Origin of the sequence: Streptomyces sp. NPDC008150 (assembly GCF_042956945.1) — a bacterium.
Taxonomy (GTDB): Bacteria; Actinomycetota; Actinomycetes; order Streptomycetales; family Streptomycetaceae; genus Streptomyces.
Window position 1 is genome coordinate 276,783 of the sequence record NZ_JBIBHJ010000009.1, and the last position, 18,855, is coordinate 295,637.

An 18,855-nucleotide genomic window follows, 5' to 3' on the forward strand; every position below is an offset into this window, starting at 1 on the left:
CCTCGCAACCCCGCGCCTCGATGACGTGCGCCGCGATGAGATGAACGGGACAACAGGTGAAGCGCATCCTGATGCGGTCGGGGAAGAGCCCCTTCCACGCCGCGACCACGGCCGAGTACCTCCATCAGGACCTGATGGGGACGAACACCGGCAACCTCCTGTTCAGCGACTCCGCGCACAAGATGCTGACCACGCCGAACGCCGAGGTCACCTCGAACGGCATCCGCACGAACCCCTCGGCGGAGCGCGCGGCGCAGATCAACGAGCAGTACGACGCGTTCGTCGTGCCGCTCGCCAACGCCTTCCGCCCCCAGTTCCAGGCCTCACTGGACCGCCTTTCCACGCTGATCGAGCAACTCACCATCCCCGTCGTGGTGTTCGGCGTCGGCGCGCAGGTGGGCGCGGAGTACGACACCGGTGTGCTCGACCCGATGAAGGACTCCGTCAAGCGGTTCGCCCGTGCCGTCCTCGACCGGTCCGCCACCATGGGCGTCCGCGGGGAGCTCACCGCCGACTACCTGAACGGGCTGGGCTTCAAGGACGTCGACATCATCGGCTGCCCGTCGATGTTCCTGTACGGCGACACGTTCCCCGCGCTGCGCAAGCCGGGCACCTTCGGGCCCGAGACCCGCATCGCGCTCAACCTGTCGCCCAACGCCCGGCCGGTCGGTGACATCGCCGGCCTCGCGGCCCGCACGGCGGAGCGCTTCCCCCGCCTCATGTACTTCGCCCAGAACATGGTCGACGCCGAACTCCTCTACTGGGGCGACACGTCGGCCGAGTCCGGCTACGTCGACGACTTTCCGCTCCAGCTCAGCCACGACCTGTTCCGCGAGGGCAAGGTCACCGTGCCGCTGGACCCGAAGACGTGGCTGGAGGACCTGGCCGAGTACGACTTCGCCTTCGGCACCCGCATCCACGGCAACGTGGCGGCGCTGCTGGCCGGAACCCCCGCGGTGGTGCTCACCCACGACTCGCGCACCCTCGAACTCTGCCGCTACTTCGACATCCCGCACCGGATGTTCCGCGGTCTCCCCGTCGACACGGACCCGGCCACCCTCTACGAGGAGGCCGACTTCGGGCCCATGTACGCCGGCCACGCGGAGCGCTTCGCCCGCATGACGGCCTTCCTCACGCGCAACGACCTGGAGAACGCGTACGAGCACGGCGACGGCGGCACCGCCTTCGAGGCCCGTATGAAGTCGCTGGAACTGCCGCCCTCCGTGCGGCTGTGGGACGGCGCGGACGACGGTGACCTGCGCTACCGGTTCGCCCGGCTCCGCGAGCAGATAGCCGCCAACCGCGAGGCGGCGGGGAAGCGCATCGACGGTCTGGCGAAGAAGAACGAGGCGCTGACCAAGAAGCTCGGCACCGCCGAACGCACCAACAAGACCCAGGCGTCGGCCATCGCCGCCCTGGAGAAGCGCCTCGCCGCCACGGAGAAGCGCCTCGCGGCGACCGACAAGAAGGTCACCGGCATAGACAAGCGCCTCCTGGTCCGGGTGGGCCCGGCGGTGCGCCGCCGGCTGGGAGCGGGCGGGAAGAAGCAGCCGAACAAGACCTCCGGCGACTCCTGACACCTCGCTGCTCCACAAGGGCCGGAATCCGTTTCTCCCGGATTCCGGTCCTTTTTGCTGCCCGGTCTCCTTTGCCTCCGCCTGTTCCCGGTCATGATTTCTCTGTGTGCACCAGCTTTTGTCCGGCTGTGCTTCCCCTTTTTGCCCGACATGGAGTTCTTCGGGCATGTCGTCGGCAGTTGTGAGGACTGTCGCAGCAGCTCAACGCCCTGTTTGGGGTGCCCCGGGTGTCATCACCGGAACGCTTGATCTCTTCGCGTCTGTCCTGAGCTGCGCCTTTTCTGGAAGGGGCGGAATTGGCCGCGGTGCCATCCGACTGTTGACACTTCGTTGGGTTTCCCATTAACTCCATGCTGCCTACACAGGATGATCTTCCGGTGGAGGCGCGGTGACTTTTCGGGAAAGCAGGGGGTGGGGGGCGTGCGGTTCCGTGCGCGTACGGTCGGCCTTTCGGCCGCGGCGGTGATCGCCATGGGCGTCGTCCTGCCGGGCGGCACCACGGCCGCCACGGCGGCGGCGAGCTGCGCCGGGACGGGCGGCTTCGACTTCAACGGGGACGGTGTCCGGGACACGGCCGTGGCCGATCCCGAGGCCACGGTCGGCGGTGTCGTCGGGGCGGGTCTGGTCCGGGTGGTGCTGGGCGGGGGCAAGGGGGTCCTGGAGATCTCCCAGGCGACCGCCGGAATGCCGGCGACCCCCGAGGCGCACGACCAGTTCGGGCAGTCCCTGACCACCCTCGACTACGACCAGGACGGCTGCACCGACCTGGCGATCGGCACGCCCCTGGAGGACGTGACGAGCGCGGACGGCGTCCCTCACGTCGACGCCGGCGCTGTCTACGTCGTCCGCGGGGCCCCGACCGGCCTCGGCGCGGTCAGCGGCTGGTCGCAGAGTTCGTTCGACCCGGCGGCGACCGCCGAGTCCTACGACTGGTTCGGCTGGTCTCTTCAGGGCGGCAACACGGCCGCCGGAGAGCCCTACCTCGCGGTCGGCGCGCCGGGCGAGGGCGTCATCACCGACGGGGTCAACCACCCGGCCGCGGGCTGCATCCAGTACCGGGTGGGCACCACCACCGTGAACATCGACCAGGACGACCCGAACGTCCCCGGCATCGCCGAGGAGAACGACCGCTTCGGCTACTCGCTGGGCGGCACCAACCGCTACCTCGCGGTCGGCGCGCCGGGCGAGGCCATCGGCGACCTGGAGTTCGCGGGCGGTGTCACCGTCTTCAGCCAGACCCCGACCGACGGGCGCCCCACGCCGCTCGCCGGCATCGACCAGGACACCGCCGGGGTCACCGGCGTCCCCGAGGCTGGCGACGGGTTCGGCTCCTCGATCTCGATGACCTACCTGCGCCCCTCGGACGAGACCTACAACAGCGACGCCGCCCTGGTCGTCGGCATCCCGGGCGAGGACATCGGCACGACCACGGACGCCGGATCGATCGCGGTGCTCCAGGTCGACCCGCAGGGCGCCCTGCACGAGATCAACTCCATCGACCGGGACACCGCGGACGTGGAGGGCGATCCCACCCAGGGCGACCACTTCGGCTTCAACGTCACCGTCCAGAACCAGGACACGTCCGTGGTCACCACCGCGGACACGGCCCGCATCGCGGTCGGGGTCCCCGGTGACGACAGCGCCGCGGCGGACGGCGGCGCCGTCCAGGTGTTCTCGATGCTCGGCACCCCCGGCACCGGCGACCGGATCCTGACCCGCGGCGGACTGCTCCCGGGCACCGCGCACGCCCGCGACTACGTGGGGATGAGCGTCGGCTCCAGCGCCTCCACGCTGTTCGTCGGCATCCCCTACAGCAAGGCCGGCGGCGAGGAGGCCGGCACGGCCGCCTACCTGAACTGGGCGACGGCGTGGTCGGGTTCCGGCACCACGTACCCGATCCAGCCCGGCAGCGGCGGCGTACCGGCGGCCGGCACGGCGTTCGGACGGGTGATGCGCTGATGAGCGCCGGACACGACCCGAACGCCGAACCTCCCCTCCGCCGCGCGGCGGCACCACGAAAGGCCCTTGCCGTGCAACCGGCACGCAGAACCCTGCGCACCACGGCGCTCGCCCTCGGACTCGCCACGGCCGTCACCCTCGGCACGTTCGGCGGCCCGGCGCTGGACACCGCCGTGCAGTCCGCCGCCGCGGACGAGACGGCCTCCGCCGCCCCGGCGGCGGGCAGCGCCTCCGCCGACGACGCGCAGGCGCGGGCAGAGAAGTCCGGCGACTCCGTCGAGGTCCTCTCCCTGCGGGACGAGCGCAGCACCACCGTCGCCAACCCGGACGGCACCTTCACGACCACTCAGTACGTCCAGCCCGTCCGCACCAAGGTGGACGGTGCCTGGAAGGACATCGACACCACGCTGGTCGAGGGCCGCAACGGAACCTGGGCGCCCAGGGCCGCACTCAGCACCATGGCGTTCTCCGGCGGTGGCGACCGGACGTTCGCCACGATCGAGAAGGACGGCCGGTCCCTCGGCTTCCAGTGGCCCGACGCCCTGCCGGAGCCGGACGTCGACGGGCCCACCGCCACCTACCCCGACGTGCTGCCCGGCGTGGACCTCCAGGTCACCGCCGGTGCCGAGGGCTTCTCGCACCTCCTCGTCGTCAAGACCGCGCGGGCGGCGGCCGACCCGGCACTGGACGCGCTCCGCCTGGCGGTCGACTCCACCGGGGTGGACCTCGAGGAGACCGCCGACGGCGGTGTCAGCGCCTCCGACTCGGACACCGGCGGAGAGATCTTCGAGGCCCCGCAGCCCCTGATGTGGGACTCCAGCACCACGCCCCACGACGACGCTCCCGCCGAACCGACCGTGTCCCCCTCCCCGTCCGCCCCCGCCGACGGGGCCGCCTCCGACGGCACCGACGTCACCCCGCCCGAGGGCGCCCAGGTCGCCGACGTCTCCGTGGACCTGAGCGGGAACGGCCTGACGCTGTCCCCGGACCAGGCGCTGCTGACCGGCGACGACACCGTGTACCCCGTCTACATCGACCCGGTGGTCAAGACCGCCAACCGCACGGGCTGGACGATGGTGTCCTCGTACTGGAGCGGCACCAGCTTCTGGAAGTTCGGCGACGACGAGGGCGTGGGCCGCTGTCCGGCGGACGTCTCCTACACTTGCTCCAGCACGAGCGACGTGAAGCGGCAGTTCTTCGCGATCCCCACGGCGGGCTTCGAGGGCAAGGACATCGTCTCGGCCGAGTTCGCGGTGACGATGGTGCACACCTACAGCACCTCCGGCAAGGAGGTGCAGCTCGCCCGGGTCAACTCCACCGGCGCCAGCGCCATCAGCTCCTCCACCGACTGGAACAACCAGCCCGCGTCCAAGGAGACGCTGGCGAGCCAGTCCCCGACCAACCCGGCGGGCTCCTGCACCACCACCAACCAGAACGTGCGCTTCAACGTGAAGAGCACGGTGCAGAAGGCCGCGGACAGCGGCTGGGACACCACCACGTTCCGGCTCAAGGCCGGCAGCGAGTCCGACTACTCGTACTGGAAGCGCTTCTGCGGCAACGCGCACCTCGAAGTGACGTACAACAGGCCGCCGTTGCAGCCCGCCATGAACGACCTCACGATGTCGCCCGGCGGTTCCTGCGAGTACGGCAACGCCACCGGTCACTACGTCTCCGACGTGCCCGTCCTCAAGGCCACGGTCAAGGACTACGACCACAACGACAACCCGGGTCTGTCGGAGTCGCTGAAGGCGCAGTTCGAGGTCTTCTGGACGAAGGACGGGACGTACTACGAGCACACGGCGACCACCGCCGCCAAGTCCACCACCGGGACCGGCCAGACGGGCTCCGCGTCGTTCAAGTACACCGTCGGCGACGACGTCAGCGGTGACGGCGAGGCGGGGTTCACGATCCCGCAGAACGTCACCGTCGGCTGGGCCGTGCGCGGTTCGGACGGCACCGCCTGGGGGCCGTGGAGCCTGGACGGCTCCGCCACCCGGTGCGAGTTCATCTACGACTCGACCGTGCCGAAGGCGCCCGTCATCACGTCCGCGGACTACCCGGACGACGACGCCTGGCACGCCGGCGTCGGCGACTACGGCAGCTTCACCTTCGACTCGGCGTCGGCCGACGTGGCGAGCTACAAGTACCGCTTCAAGGGCGAGAGCTGGAAGACCGTGCCCGCGCAGTCGCCCGGTGGTCCCGCCACCGTGCGCTGGATGCCGCCGGACGAGGGCACGATGACCGTCGAGGCCACCGCCGTGGACAGCGCGGGCAACGCCCAGCAGACCGCGAACTCCTACGTCTTCCTGGTGGACGACGGGCGCGCCCCGGCCGCCGGCTGGACCCTCGGTGACGCCAGGGGCTCGGCCGCCGCCACCGGAACCAGCGGCTCGCCCGCGGCCGCCGCCGGCCCGGGTGTCGCCTTCGGCGCGGCCGGCCCGCTCGGCACCACGGACACCGCCGCCGCCTTCGACGGCACGGCGAACGCCTACCTGGACGCCGGGGCACCCGTGGTCGACACCTCGCACAGCTTCTCGGTGAGCGCCTGGGTGGACCTGCCGCAGGAACCCACCGACAACGTCACCGTGGTCAGCCAGGACGGCGTGGCCCAGCCCGGCTTCGAACTGGGCTACGACCGGGACACCCGCTCGTGGACCTTCCGCACCCCGATGTCCGACATCGAGTCCCTCGGTTCCTGGAAGGTCTCCGGGGCGAGCCTCGTACCGGACAGCTGGATCCACCTCATCGGCGTCTACGACGAGGTCGCCGCCACCCTCAGCCTCTACGTCAACGGCGACCTCATCGAGGACGACGTCCAGGCCAAGCACACCGCGTGGGACGCGACCGGACCGCTCCAGATCGGCCGGAAGATCCAGCCCGACGGGTACACCAACTTCCTGAAGGGTAGCGTCGCCGACGTCAAGGTCTACGACCGTGTCGTCACCGAGGCGGAGGGCCAGGACGTGGCCGGCATCCAGGCCGACCAGCTCGCGTACTGGGCGCTGAACGGTGCCACCACCGGGGTCTCCCCGGACGAACAGAACGGCACCGGCCTCACCCTCGGCGGCAGCGCCGCGATCTACACCCCGGACGAGAGCTGCGACGCGGAACTCGACCCGGACTGCACGCCCCCGGCGGAGCCCCTCTGGGGCGACGGCCACCTCGCCCTCGACGGCACCGGCGGCTACGCGAGCAGGGCCTCGGGCCTGCTCTCCAAGGAGGACAGCTTCACGCTGACCGCCAGGGCCAGGCTCACCGCGGCCGGGGGAGCGGACCAGACGCTGCTCTCCCTCGCGGGCGCCAAGGGCACCGCCGTACAGGTCCGTTACTCGGGCAGCGCCGACCGCTGGCAACTGGTCGCCACCGATCAGGACAGCGCCACCGCGACGTCGACCACCCTCACCGGTACGGGAGTCCAGCCCAGCGTCGAGGGGGACGGCGACCATCTCGCACTGGTCTACTCGGCGGTCTTCGGCGACGTGCAGCTCTACGTCAACGGGGTCCTCGCCGGGCAGGCCGCCTGGGACAACTCCTGGGACTTCACGACGACTTCGCTCCAGGTGGGCCGTGCCCTGACCGGGGCCGCCGGGTCCGCGTACTTCGCGGGCGCGGTCGACGAGGTCCGGGTCTTCCAGGGCGCCCTCGACGCCTCGGTGATCCCCACCGTGGCCGTCCTGCCGGACGGCGCGAGCATCGAAGGCACCGTCGCGTGAGCGGCTGACGGAACCGACGGCCGGGCTCCCGCCGGCCGGTGACCCCCGCGGTCACCGGCCGGCGGCCCGGCCGTGCGGTACCCGCCCCGACTCCGTCACCCGTCTCCCACTCCGCCCTTCCGCGCCCTCTCCCCACGGAGCACCCATGCGCTCGGCACGCACCTTCCTCAGAAACCGGTTCCGCATACCGGCCGGCCCGGCCGCGGTCGTCGTCGGCCTCGCGCTCGCCGTCGGCGCCCTGCCGCAGTACGCGCCGCAGGCCGCCGCGGCCCCCGGACTGACCCGGCCCGCCACGCAGACGGACCTCGACGACCCGGTCGACGGGAAGAACGTCAAGGCGAAGAAGTCGACCCTGAAGGACCAGGCGAAGAAGGCCGCGGTCACCGGCGCGGCGACGACGCACTGGCCCGCGGCGGCCTCCGACGACGTCGCCGTCGGGGGCACCGCGAAGTCCGCCGGAAGCGGCCGGAAGGCCAGGGGCGTCAGGGCGGCCGGCACCCCCGTCACCGTCGCCGCCACCGGCACCACCGCCCCCGACTCCGTCGAGGTCTCCGTCCTCCCGCACGCCCGCGCGACCGACGCCGGCATCGACGGAACGCTCCTCACCGTCACCCGCTCCGACGGCGGGACCACGTCGGCACCCGTCCAAGTCACCCTGGACTACAGCGACTTCGCCGACGCGTACGGCGGCGGCTACGGAGCCCGGCTGCACCTCGTGCAGTACCCGGAGTGCGTGCTCACCACCCCGGAGAAGGCGGCCTGCGCCAAGCCCGCCCCGCTCCGGGGCAGCAACGACACGGCGGCGCGGACCGTCACCGCCGAGGCGCCCGCGGCGCCCGACACGGCGGGCACGGAAGCCCAGTTGGTCAGGGACGCCGGCAGCGCCGCCGCCTCCGGGGTCACCGTCCTCGCGGCCGTCGCCTCCGACTCCGGCGGCCAGGGCGACTTCGGCGCCACCTCGCTCAGCCCGTCCGCGTCCTGGAGCGTCTCCAACTCCTCCGGCGCCTTCAACTGGTCGTACCCGATCAGCGGTCCGCCGGTCCCCGGCGGCCTGACCCCCTCGGTCAACCTCTCCTACAACTCCCAGTCGGTGGACGGCCAGACCGCCGCCACCAACAACCAGGGCTCCTGGATCGGCGAGGGCTTCGGCTACGAGCCCGGCTACATCGAGCGCGGCTACAAGGCCTGCGCCGACGACGGTCACGACGACGCCAACGCCGACCAGTGCTGGGGCACCGACAACGCCACCATCCAGCTCGCCGGCGGCTCCTCCGGGGAGCTGATCAAGGACGACACGACCGGCCAGTGGCACGTCGCCTCCGACGACTTCTCCAAGGTCGAGCACCTCACCGGCGCCGTCAACGGCGACAACGACGGCGAGTACTGGAAGATCACCACCGCCGACGGCACCCAGTACTACTTCGGCATGAACCGGCTCACCGGCTGGGCCACCGGCGACACCGAGACCGACTCCACCTGGACGGTCCCCGTCTACGGCGACGACTCGGGCGAGCCCTGCTACAACTCCACCTTCGCCAACGCCTATTGCACCCAGGCCTGGCGCTGGAACCTCGACTACGTGGTCGACGCCCACGGCAACGCCATGTCGTACTACTACGGCACGGAGACCAACTACTACACGCAGGGCCTGAAGACCACCGAGAACGGCAAGGCGTACATCCGCGGCGGCTACCTCAAGCGCGTCGAGTACGGCCAGCGCGCCGGCGCGGTCTACGACAGCGCCGCACCGGCCCGGGTCGTCTTCACCACCGCCGAGCGCTGCGTCGGCGACCTCACGGACTGCTCCGCCGACGCCCTCAAGGACTCCACGGCCGCGGACTGGCCGGACGTCCCCTGGGACCGCAACTGCGCGGCGGGCACCAAGTGCGAGGGGCAGAACTCCCCGACGTTCTGGACCCGCAAGATGCTGACGCAGATCACCACGCAGGTCCGCTCCGGCGCCACCACGTACGAGGACGTCGACAGCTACGCGCTGAACCACACCTTCACCGACAACGGCGACGGCTCCCGCTCCCTGTGGCTCAGCTCCGTCAAGCACACCGGCCTGGTCGGCGACGACCTCACCAGCCCCTCCGTGGACCTCTCGGGCATCCAACTCGCCAACCGTGTCGACGAGTCGGGCGACAACATCCAGCCCTTCTACCGCTACCGGCTGTCCGGCGTGGAGAGCGAGTCCGGGAGCACCCTGTCGGTCAACTACGCCGCCCAGGACTGCTCCGCGTCCGACCTGCCCGACCCCGGTGAGTCCACCTCCCGCTGCTACCCGGTGAAGTGGAACCCGCCCGGCGAGGAAGACCCGATCACCGACTGGTTCCACAAGTACGTGGTCGCGAGCGTCATCGAGGGCGACCTCGTCGGCGACGCCCCCGACCAGGTCACCTCGTACAAGTACCTCGGCGACGCCGGCTGGCGGAAGAACAAGGCCAACGGGCTCACCAAGTCCGAGTACCTGACCTGGGGCGACTGGCGCGGCTACGGCAAGGTCGACGTCACGACGTCCGACGGCACCAACGACCCCTCCAACGAGAAGACCGAGCACGTCTTCTTCCGCGGCCTCGACGGTGACACGGACCCCGACGGCGGCACGCGCACCGCCACCGTCACCGACTCCACCGGCACCAGCTACGCCGACTCCGACTGGAAGTCCGGCTTCGAGCTGGAGACGATCACCTACGACGGTGACGACGTCGTCACCAAGTCCGTCACCACCCCGTGGACCGCCGTCACCGCCACCCACACCGCGGACTGGGGCACCCGCACCGCGCGCTTCGTCCAGCAGCAGACCGCGACCACCTACACCGCGCTCTCCTCCGGCGGCTGGCGCACCACGCAGTCCACCACCACCTACGACGCCACCACCGGGCGGGCCACCCAGGTCAACGACGCCGGCGAGCTGAACGTCGCCGACAACCAGTGCACCCGCACCCAGTACGCCGACAACCCCGACAAGCACCTCTACAGCCTGGTCGCCCGCACCGAGACGGTCGACGTCGACTGCTCGGTCACCCCCGACCGCACCCAGGACGTCGTCTCCGACGACGTCACGCTGTACGACAACACCACCACCGTCGGCGCCGCGCCCACCAAGGGCGACGCGACCACCACCCGCCGCCTCGCCTCGTACAGCACCGCGGGCGTCGCGACCTACCAGACGGTCGCCACGTCGACGTTCGACGCGTACGGCCGCCCCCTGAAGGTCACCGACGCGGGCGGCAACCCCAACACCCTCGCCTACACCGAGACCAACGGCCTCACCACGGGCCGCACGGAGACCAACGCCCTCGGCTGGACCACCAGCGTCGAGTACGCGCCGGAGTGGGGACAGCCCACGGGCCAGGTCGACGCCAACGGCAAGCGCACCGACATGGCCTACGACGGCATGGGCCGCCTCGTCTCGGTCTGGCTCCCGGGCCGCTCGAAGTCCGCGGGCCTGACCCCCTCGATCAAGTACTCGTACGGCGTCTCCAAGACCGCACCGGCCTGGACCCGCACGCAGAAGATCGAGAACGGCGGTACCACCTACGGCAGCGAATACACCCTCTACGACGGCCTGTTGCGCCCGCGCCAGGTCCAGACCGAGGGGCAGGACGGCGGCCGGATCGTCGCGGACACCTACTACGACGGCTCCGGCCGCGTGGTGAAGACCAACAGCGACTACTGGACGACGGGCGCACCGGGCACCGCGATCTTCGAGCCGGTCAACGCGGACGTCGACGCGCAGACCGTCACCGAGTTCGACGGCGCCGGCCGCACCACCGCCAGCGTCTTCAAGGTCGCCGGCGTCGAGAAGAACCGCACCACCTACACCTACGGCGGCGACCGCGTCACCGTCGACCCGCCGACCGGCGAGACACCGACCACCACGATCACCGACGCGCGCGACCGGACCACCGAGTTGCGCCAGTACAAGTCCGACACCCCGTCGCCCAGCGGCACTTCGGCGGACTACGTCGCCACGGACTACACGTACGAGCCGGACGGCCAGCTCGCCACCGTCAAGGACGCGGCGGGCAACACCTGGACGTACGACTACGACCAGCGCGGCCGCAAGAAGACGTCGACCGACCCCGACACGGGCAGCACCTCGTACAAGTACGACGACCTCGACCAGCTCACCTCGACCACCGACTCCCGTGGTAAGACCACGACGTCGGTGTACGACGCGCTGGGCCGGGTGACGGCCGCCTGGGACGGCGCCGCCGACACGGGCACCAAGCTGTCCGTCACCAAGTACGACACGGTCGCCAAGGGCGAGCTGTACGGCACCTACACGTACAAGGGCGGGGCGGTCGTCGCCTCGACCCTCAACACCGTGCTGGACGACGACTACCAGCCGACGACGACCAAGTACACGATCGCCGCGTCGGTCCAGTCGAGCCTGGCGGGCACGTACACCTTCAACACCCAGTACAACGACGACGGCACCGTGCAGGGCGTCAACTACCCTGCCGCGGGCGGCCTTCCGGCCGAGTCCGTCACCTACCAGTACGACGGCCTCCAGCGCCTGACCGGGGTCAACTCCAGCCTGGGCGGCCTGAAGTACGTCTCCGACGTCGACTACTCGCCGACCAACCAGGTCGAGCAGGTCGCCCTCTCCACGGGCACGGCGGCCGACAAGGACGCCTGGCTCACCTACGACTACGAGCAGGGCACCAACCGCCTGACCCGCTCCCGCGTCGACGTCGAGGGCGCCGCCTCCGTCGCCTACGACGCCCGGTACACCTACGACGACGCGGGCAACATCCGGTCGATCGCCGACAACCCGACCGGCGGCACGCCCGACACCCAGTGCTTCGCGTACGACGGCCTGCGCCGCACGACCGACGCCTGGACCGCCTCCGGCACCTCCAACGGCGCGTCGGGCACCGGCGCGACGGACGCGGCGTGCTCGTCCGCGGCCTCGGCCTCCACGGTCGGCGGCGTCTCCCCGTACTGGTACTCGTACACGTACGACGTCACCGGCAACCGCAAGACGGAGACCGACCACGGCATCGCCGGTGCGGCCTCCTCCAGCACCTCGTACGTCTACGGTGAGAACGGCGCCGGCCCGCACCAGCTGACCAGCACGGTCACCGACACGACGGCGACGTCCAGCACCCCCGCGGTGAAGTCGGCGAACAGCTACACCTACGACGCGACCGGCAACACCGACACCCGCGTCCTGGACGGCGACACCCAGAACCTGGACTGGGACGACCAGGGCGACCTGACCAAGGTCACCAACGCCGACGGCACGACGACGTCGTACACCTACGACGCCTCGGGCAGCCGCCTGCTCTCCCAGAGCCCCGACGAGACGACCCTCTACCTCCCGGACATGGAGCTGCACCTCGCGGCGGGCTCCAGCACGGTCACCGGTACGCGCTACTACTCGGTGGGCGACCAGACCGTCGCGGTCCGGGACAACGACGGCGTCACGTTCCTGGCCAACGACCAGAACGGCACCGCCCAGTTGACGGTGACCCCGTCGACGGGCGCCACCCAGCGCCGCCGCCTGGACCTCTTCGGCGAGGCCCGCGACGCGGCGTCGACCACCACGGGCAACTGGGTCGACGACAAGGGCTACGCGGGCGGCACGGTCCAGGCCTCGACGGGCCTGACCACCCTGGGCGCACGCGAGTACGACCCGACCACGGGCCGGTTCATCTCGCCCGACCCGGTCATCGACTACACCGACCCGCAGCAGATCAACGGCTACGCGTACGCCAACAACAGCCCGGTCACGTTCAACGACGCGAGCGGCCTGCGGCTGGCGGACTGCGTGGGCGGCTGGCAGGAGTGCGGCCCGCAACCCCCGGCGAAGGGCTTCCACAAGGGCGCGGTCTCCAGCACCGCCTACGACAACAACAGCGGCACGGAGTCGAAGGCGACCAAGGCGGCGGCCGACGCGGCCATCGCCCGCTCGAAGGCGGACGCGGCGAAGCGCCGCGCGATCGCGGCGGCCAAGGAGATCGCAAAGATCGCCATGGACCAGCTCGGCATCACCGACGCCCTGGACTGCTTCACCACGGGCTCACTGGGCTCGTGCGGCGCCACGGCGATCACGGTGATCAGCAGCTTCCTGGGCGGGGTCGCCGGCAAGGTGGCGGCGAAGTACGGCCTCCCGTGGAAGTGGGCGAAGGGCACGGCCCTGGCGAAACGCCTGTGGAAGGTCGGCGACCGCCTGATCGGCGCGGTGAAGGACTGGTTCAAGGGCCGCAAGGAACTGAAGGCCACCGAGGAGGCGTTGGGCGAGGTCTGCTCGATCAAGAACAGCTTCACGCCCGACACCCGTGTCCTGATGGCCGACGGCAGCACCAAGCGCATCGCCGACGTGAAGATCGGCGACAAGGTCAGGGCGACGGACCCCGAGACCGGCGAGACGAAGACCGAGACGGTCACGGCCGAGATCAAGGGCCAGGGCCTGAAGCACCTGGTCAGGGTCACGATCGACACGGACGGCGCGAAGGGCACGAAGACCGCGTCGATCACGGCGACGGACGGCCACCCGTTCTGGGTCGCGGACCTGGGCGAGTGGCTGGACGCCACCGACCTGAAGCCCGGCGAGTGGCTCCGCACCAGCGCAGGCACCTTCGTCCAGGTGACGGCGGTGCAGCGCTGGACCGCCGGGGACGCGACGGTGCACAACCTCACCGTCAGTGAATTGCACACGTACTATGTGCTGGCGGGGGCCACTCCGGTCCTCGTTCACAACTGCAATACAGGGGGATTGAGCCTCTCGGGTGCGCGGCACGTCAGCGGACGCTTTCCGAAGACTGCTAACCCCGGGGAAACGCTTTTCCGTCAGAAAGAGGATGGGACGGTTACTGCGTATGCGCGTTATGATGAGGAAGGCGCAATTTCCCAGCGCGCGGACCTCGACCCTGACTCAGCACCGCATGCCGGAATACCGGCCCCACACATTCTCGACATGGCCAAGCATGTCAATCCAAAAACGGGCCAGGTTTTTCGCAACTGGGAGAAGATGCCGCGGCCTCTACGCCCCGAGGAAGAGCTATGCGGCTGCCGGTAGACCGAGCCAAATATGGATGGCCGAAATACAAGCCGTGCATAAATAATTGAATAATGGTAGAAGTGCACCACCTCAGGCGCTCGCAGTAACATGGCGGGCGCCTGAGGTCTCTGAATTTCTGAACCTCTGTGGCTTGCCACCATCTCTCTGGGTGGCTCGAATGACTGACCCCCTATGCAAGTGACGCGAGGAGCTATCCGTGAATGACCCGATGGATTACCCGGGGATTAAGTCCTGGGTGGAGGAGTGGGGAGGGGGAGTTGATTACCTAGATTATGTGAAAGGTCATGGCGATCTAGGAATGGTGGTGGCATTTTCCCGGATCTTCTGGCCGCGTTTCGTCGAAGTGGAAGGGTGTGTGCTGTGGGATCGCGCATACGAAGAATCGAATTTTAAAGCCTGGCGCGAGAGCCTCTCCGGTGACATTCGAAAAATTGAGGCGACACTGAATCAGCTGCGAGTCTGGCAGATTGTCGATTCGGACGATGTCGAAGAGGACCGGCTGGCGCAGGATTTCTTTGCCACATGTGTTGCAAAAACGTGGGGTGCTGCGTTGTCTGCAGAATTTCCTCACCGGAGTTTCGATGTTCGGGTTATCGGTTCCGAAGATGGTCCCATTGTTACCTTCTCGTCCGGATCGACGTAGTTCATGGTTTTGTCGCCAAGGGCCGAATGTGACCAATTCTGAGCCATCTGAGGTTGTGCCACTCGCACATTGCTGGGTGAGTGATACCCATCCCGCAGCCCTCCCTCGATGTGGCGCGCGCCCACACCCGGACCGGCGACCTGTCCGCCGCCATGGACGAGTTGACCCGTGCCAGGGAAGCCGCCCCGCAGTGGCTGCGGCACCAGAACGGGGCCGCCGAGACCCTGCAGGAGATCCTAAGCAAGCGCAAGCGCACCCTCACGACGGAGATGCGCGAAATGGCCGACTACCTGGGCGTTGTCGGGTAGCTGTCACGCAGCGTGGCAGTTCGTGAACCAAGAGTCGCAAACTGCCATGGCGTCCATCTGGGGTGACGTTCTGCCAGTGCCTACGGTCATTGAGTCCACCGTCAGTGACCCAGGCCCGGGGTGCCCAGTGAGCCAGCCCAGGAGCGATGCCGACCGTCAACTCGCCGCGCTCCAGAAGCAGTTGCGCTCCACGGTCACCGACGCCACCGGCCGGGGCATCACCGTCGAGGACATCGGAGGCGGCAAGGTGCGCCTCTACTACCGGCACGTCCGCGGCGATACCGACGAGCGCACGCAGGACGAACTTGACGCCAAGCAGCAGTTGGAGAGCCGGATCAACACGATCGTCGGCCACGCCGCCGAGATCGACGACTCCGTCGCCCGCGCCCTCGCCAAGAGCCACGGCAACGACGCCCACAACGCCGGTCACGCCGCGTACGAGTCGCTGAACGACGCGGAGGTGGAGCGCGCCCTCGAACTCGCCCGCAAGGGCGACAAGATGACCGACGCGGAGCTGAAGGAGCTCAACACGCTGCTCCGCTACAACTCCGGTGAGAAGGACGGCGAGTTCTCCACCGAGTTCTACCAGGGGCTCGGCGGGCCGGAGAAGGCGCTCCAGTTCTACGCCGGCATGTCGGAGCAGGGCACCAGCCCCGGTACCGCCAAGACCCGCCTCGACGAGGTGCGTGACCTCCAGAAGTACATGGGCTACAACCTCGCCAACGCCACCGACCCGGACCATGCCCAGCATCTGCCCGCGAGTTGGGGCACGGAGTTCCGGCGCCTGGGCACCCAGCCGATCAGGTGGGAACAGGGTCAGATGAGCGCGCCCTACGGCTACCAGGTCCTCGGCGGCCTGCTCCGGTACGGCAATTACGACGCCCGCTTCCTCGACCCGATCGCGGAGCACATCACCCAACTCCACCAGAAGGAGCCGTACTTCTTCCTCGCGAACAAGCCCGGCGGCAGCGAGGACATCTACGGGTTCAACCCCTCGGGGAAACTGGGCACCGGCAACGACCCGCTGAACAGCGTCCTTGAGGCGCTGGGGCACAGCCCGGAGGCGTCGGAGAAGTTCTTCACGGGAACGCCGACGGCGTACAACGAGGACGGGACGATCAACCCGAAGGGGAAGCTGGACTTCGACTCGTACCTCGATGTGTTTACGGACGATGACTTCGAGTGGACCGTCAACACCAACGACAACAGCATTCTCGCCGACGAGGACAAGATGACGGCGGCCCTGAACTTCGGCCCGCAGGCGTTGGGCCACGCACTGGAGTCGGCGACCACCGGGCAGCCTTATGACAGTGACCGGCCGGCACTGGAGCACACGGAGGCTCGCTCCAAGCTGGTCGGTGAGATCGTCGACAAGTTCGGCGATGAGCCGGGCCTCCTGCTCCACAACGAGAACGGTGATCTGAAGGACGAGGAGACCGGGCCGCTCTACGCGATGCGCGGCAGCCTCGGGAACATCACCGCCGAGTACATGGGCGACTTCCAGAGGGCGATGTACGGCCAGGGGGAGGACGGGGACATCTTCCCGACCTCCGGTGCTGCGGCCGGTCTTGACCCGGGGCGGGCCCAGCGCTTCCTGGGGGCGGTGGGCCAGGACCCGGACGCCTACGCCGCCATCACCGCCTCGCAGCAGACCTACACGTCCCAAGCGGTCGACAACGTCATCAACGGACCCGGGTCGGACGCCTCGCTCGACGGCCGGGTGGCGAACGCGGTTGCCCCCGGTGCCGCCATGGCGGGCATCATGAGCGACGCGCGGGCCGACGCCGTCTACGAGTACCACAGCGCCAAGGACACGGAGTTCAACGAGTCGGCGGCGAACACCCAGAAGTGGGTCAACCGGTTCCTCGGACTGGGTATCGAACAGGTCGGCGAGAAGGTGCCGGTGGCGGGCACCGGCCTGGAGTGGGCCTCCGAGGACATCCAGGAATCCATCATGAAGAGCATCGAGCACGACACCAGCTCCGAGGCCGAACAAGACGCCGGCAACGAGTACTCCAGCGGTCGGCAGGCGGCCATCGACTCCTCGGTCGACGCGGTCAACCGTTCCCTCATGAACAACTCCACCATCGACTCGCCCACTGCCCGTGACCTCCGCGATGCCGTACGCGTGTCGGCGGGCAACAGTCACGCTGCCGGAGCGCAGTGGAATTCGGAGAGTGACGCGAACTGATGCGCGGGCAAAGGGAATTCATCGTGGTGTCGGCCCTGGCTGCCCTGGGTCTCCTGGCGGCCGGTTGCTCCGACGACCCGCAGCGCGGTTTCGCCGTGCCCGAGCAACTCTGCGGTGTCGCAGTGCCGTCCGAGGCACTGTCGAAGCTGCTGCCCGCCTCGGGCGACGAGTTGCGGACCGCCGGGCGGGCGCCGGGTGAGGCGGAGACCGGTGGCTGCGAGGTGAGCGTTGACGGGAACACCGTGCTGACCCTGAAGCGGGAGACCGCCGGGGCGGGGCGCTCCGCGTGGAACATCCTTTCCTACGACCACGGGGCAGGGCAGGCGGAGAAGGCGGACGGGGACAAGGTCGCGTACACCGCCGGTGCGGCCGTCTCCCTCGTCCGGTGCACGGCCGAGGGCCGGAAGGGCGACGCGCTTGGCACGTACATCGTCACCGTCGCCCCGGGGCGCAAGGACGCCGCCGCAATGAAGGATCTCGCTTCTGGATACACCGCCGCGCTGGAGAAGCTGGGCGCGTGCTGAGCGGGCGCCGAGGGCCCTGCTTCCCGGGTCGTACTTCCGCCCGTCGACGCACCAATCCGGGGCACCCTTCTGGAAGGCGGTACGCATCCTGCGTGGCGGCGCCTGGAAAGTCACCCTTCGGGCGGCCGGGGTAGCTGGCTGGGTAGGGCGGCTCGGAGTGGGCCGTGCGCTCTGCATACTCCCGCTTCTGCGACTGTCGGTGCAGAGAACTCGAACTGCTGAACAGAGCACTTCAGGCGCGTACGTCTCGCTGCTGCACTTCTTTGATGACCGCCGCCACCGTGGCGAAGTCGTTGTCCACGTGGAGCACGGTGTGACCGTGATGCACCGCGGTCGCGCACACCAGGAGGTCGATGGCTCCGGCGGCGCGGTGCTGCGCCTGCTGTGTGAGTTTGTACTGGGCGGTCTCGACCCAGCGCCACGCGCCTTTCGGGACGGGCGAGTGATGGCAGAGGGCATCGAGCTCCTCTGCCAGCTCGTCCCGGTGGGCCGGGCTCGTGGCCGAGTAGAGGAACTCCGTCCTCGTGGGCTCGCAGATGTGGAAAACGCCGGCTGCGATGTGTCCCTCCCACGACCGCAGCGCTCCTGGTGTGCGGAAGAGGTGCCACAGGGCGGACGTGTCGAGAAGGTACGTGATCACTCGAAGGCCGCTCGCCGTGCGCGCTTGGCGGCCTCGTGCGCTGCGGCCGCGGCCTCGAACTCGCCGCGCTCACCCCGCGCGGCGAGGTTCTCGGCGGCCTCCAGCCGCTTGACGCGGGCAACGTAGTCCCGCAGGGCCCCGTTGACGGTCTCCTTTTTCGTCGTGGCACCCATGAGGCGCATCGCCTCGGCGAGCGCCTCGTCATCCAGATCGACCTGGGTCACAGACATGTCGCCAGCACCGCCCGTCTCGCTGAGTCCATGA

At 69.2% G+C, this 18,855-nt stretch carries 10 protein-coding genes; 8 read left to right on the top strand and 2 right to left on the bottom strand.

The genetic code is table 11. From position 1 onward, the window contains the following. Positions 1-56 precede the first annotated feature (56 nt). The 8 genes from ACFZA0_RS23235 (at position 57) to ACFZA0_RS23270 (ending at position 17,951) form a co-directional block, all read left to right on the top strand. Entirely contained in the window at positions 57-1,577 is a 1,521-nt protein-coding gene (locus ACFZA0_RS23235) for a polysaccharide pyruvyl transferase family protein (RefSeq protein ID WP_391020111.1), read from the top strand. A gap of 420 nt (positions 1,578-1,997) precedes the next feature. Then, positions 1,998-3,536 carry an FG-GAP repeat protein gene (locus ACFZA0_RS23240; protein ID WP_391020114.1) on the top strand — a complete coding sequence of 513 codons (1,539 nt, stop codon included), beginning with the start codon at positions 1,998-2,000 and terminating at the stop codon, positions 3,534-3,536. Between the two features lie 71 nt (positions 3,537-3,607). Then, positions 3,608-7,249 (top strand): LamG-like jellyroll fold domain-containing protein, encoded by a 3,642-nt coding sequence (locus tag ACFZA0_RS23245; RefSeq protein WP_391020118.1) that lies wholly within the window; start codon positions 3,608-3,610, stop codon positions 7,247-7,249. A gap of 145 nt (positions 7,250-7,394) precedes the next feature. Continuing rightward, positions 7,395-14,282 (top strand): polymorphic toxin-type HINT domain-containing protein, encoded by a 6,888-nt coding sequence (locus ACFZA0_RS23250; RefSeq protein ID WP_391020121.1) that lies wholly within the window; start codon positions 7,395-7,397, stop codon positions 14,280-14,282. Positions 14,283-14,481: 199 nt separating this feature from the next. Next, positions 14,482-14,928 (top strand): hypothetical protein, encoded by a 447-nt coding sequence (locus ACFZA0_RS23255; protein WP_391020124.1) that lies wholly within the window; start codon positions 14,482-14,484, stop codon positions 14,926-14,928. An 80-nt stretch (positions 14,929-15,008) separates the two neighbouring features. Next, entirely contained in the window at positions 15,009-15,236 is a 228-nt protein-coding gene (locus ACFZA0_RS23260; RefSeq protein ID WP_391020127.1) for a hypothetical protein, read from the top strand. 127 nt (positions 15,237-15,363) lie between these two features. Then, positions 15,364-17,427 (top strand): hypothetical protein, encoded by a 2,064-nt coding sequence (locus ACFZA0_RS23265; RefSeq protein WP_391020130.1) that lies wholly within the window; start codon positions 15,364-15,366, stop codon positions 17,425-17,427. A 23-nt stretch (positions 17,428-17,450) separates the two neighbouring features. Then, a complete protein-coding gene (locus tag ACFZA0_RS23270; RefSeq protein ID WP_391020133.1) occupies positions 17,451-17,951 on the top strand; it encodes a hypothetical protein in 501 nt (166 codons plus the stop codon). A 232-nt stretch (positions 17,952-18,183) separates the two neighbouring features. Here ACFZA0_RS23270 and ACFZA0_RS23275 read toward each other — a convergent pair whose 3' ends face one another. Continuing rightward, the gene (locus ACFZA0_RS23275; RefSeq protein WP_391020136.1) at positions 18,184-18,591 is read right to left on the bottom strand and encodes a PIN domain-containing protein; all 408 of its coding nucleotides are present in this window, start codon (positions 18,589-18,591) and stop codon (positions 18,184-18,186) included. After that, positions 18,588-18,821, bottom strand: coding sequence for a type II toxin-antitoxin system VapB family antitoxin (locus tag ACFZA0_RS23280; RefSeq protein ID WP_391020139.1), 234 nt, complete (start codon positions 18,819-18,821; stop codon positions 18,588-18,590). Before ACFZA0_RS23280 ends, ACFZA0_RS23275 begins: the two co-directional genes overlap by 4 nt. Between the last annotated feature and the right edge of the window lie 34 nt (positions 18,822-18,855).

Coding starts and splice junctions, on each gene's coding strand:
- ACFZA0_RS23280 (WP_391020139.1), bottom strand. CDS start 18,821: ATGTCTGTGACCCAGGTCGATCTGGATGACGAGGCGCTCGCCGAGGCG.
- ACFZA0_RS23250 (WP_391020121.1), top strand. CDS start 7,395: ATGCGCTCGGCACGCACCTTCCTCAGAAACCGGTTCCGCATACCGGCC.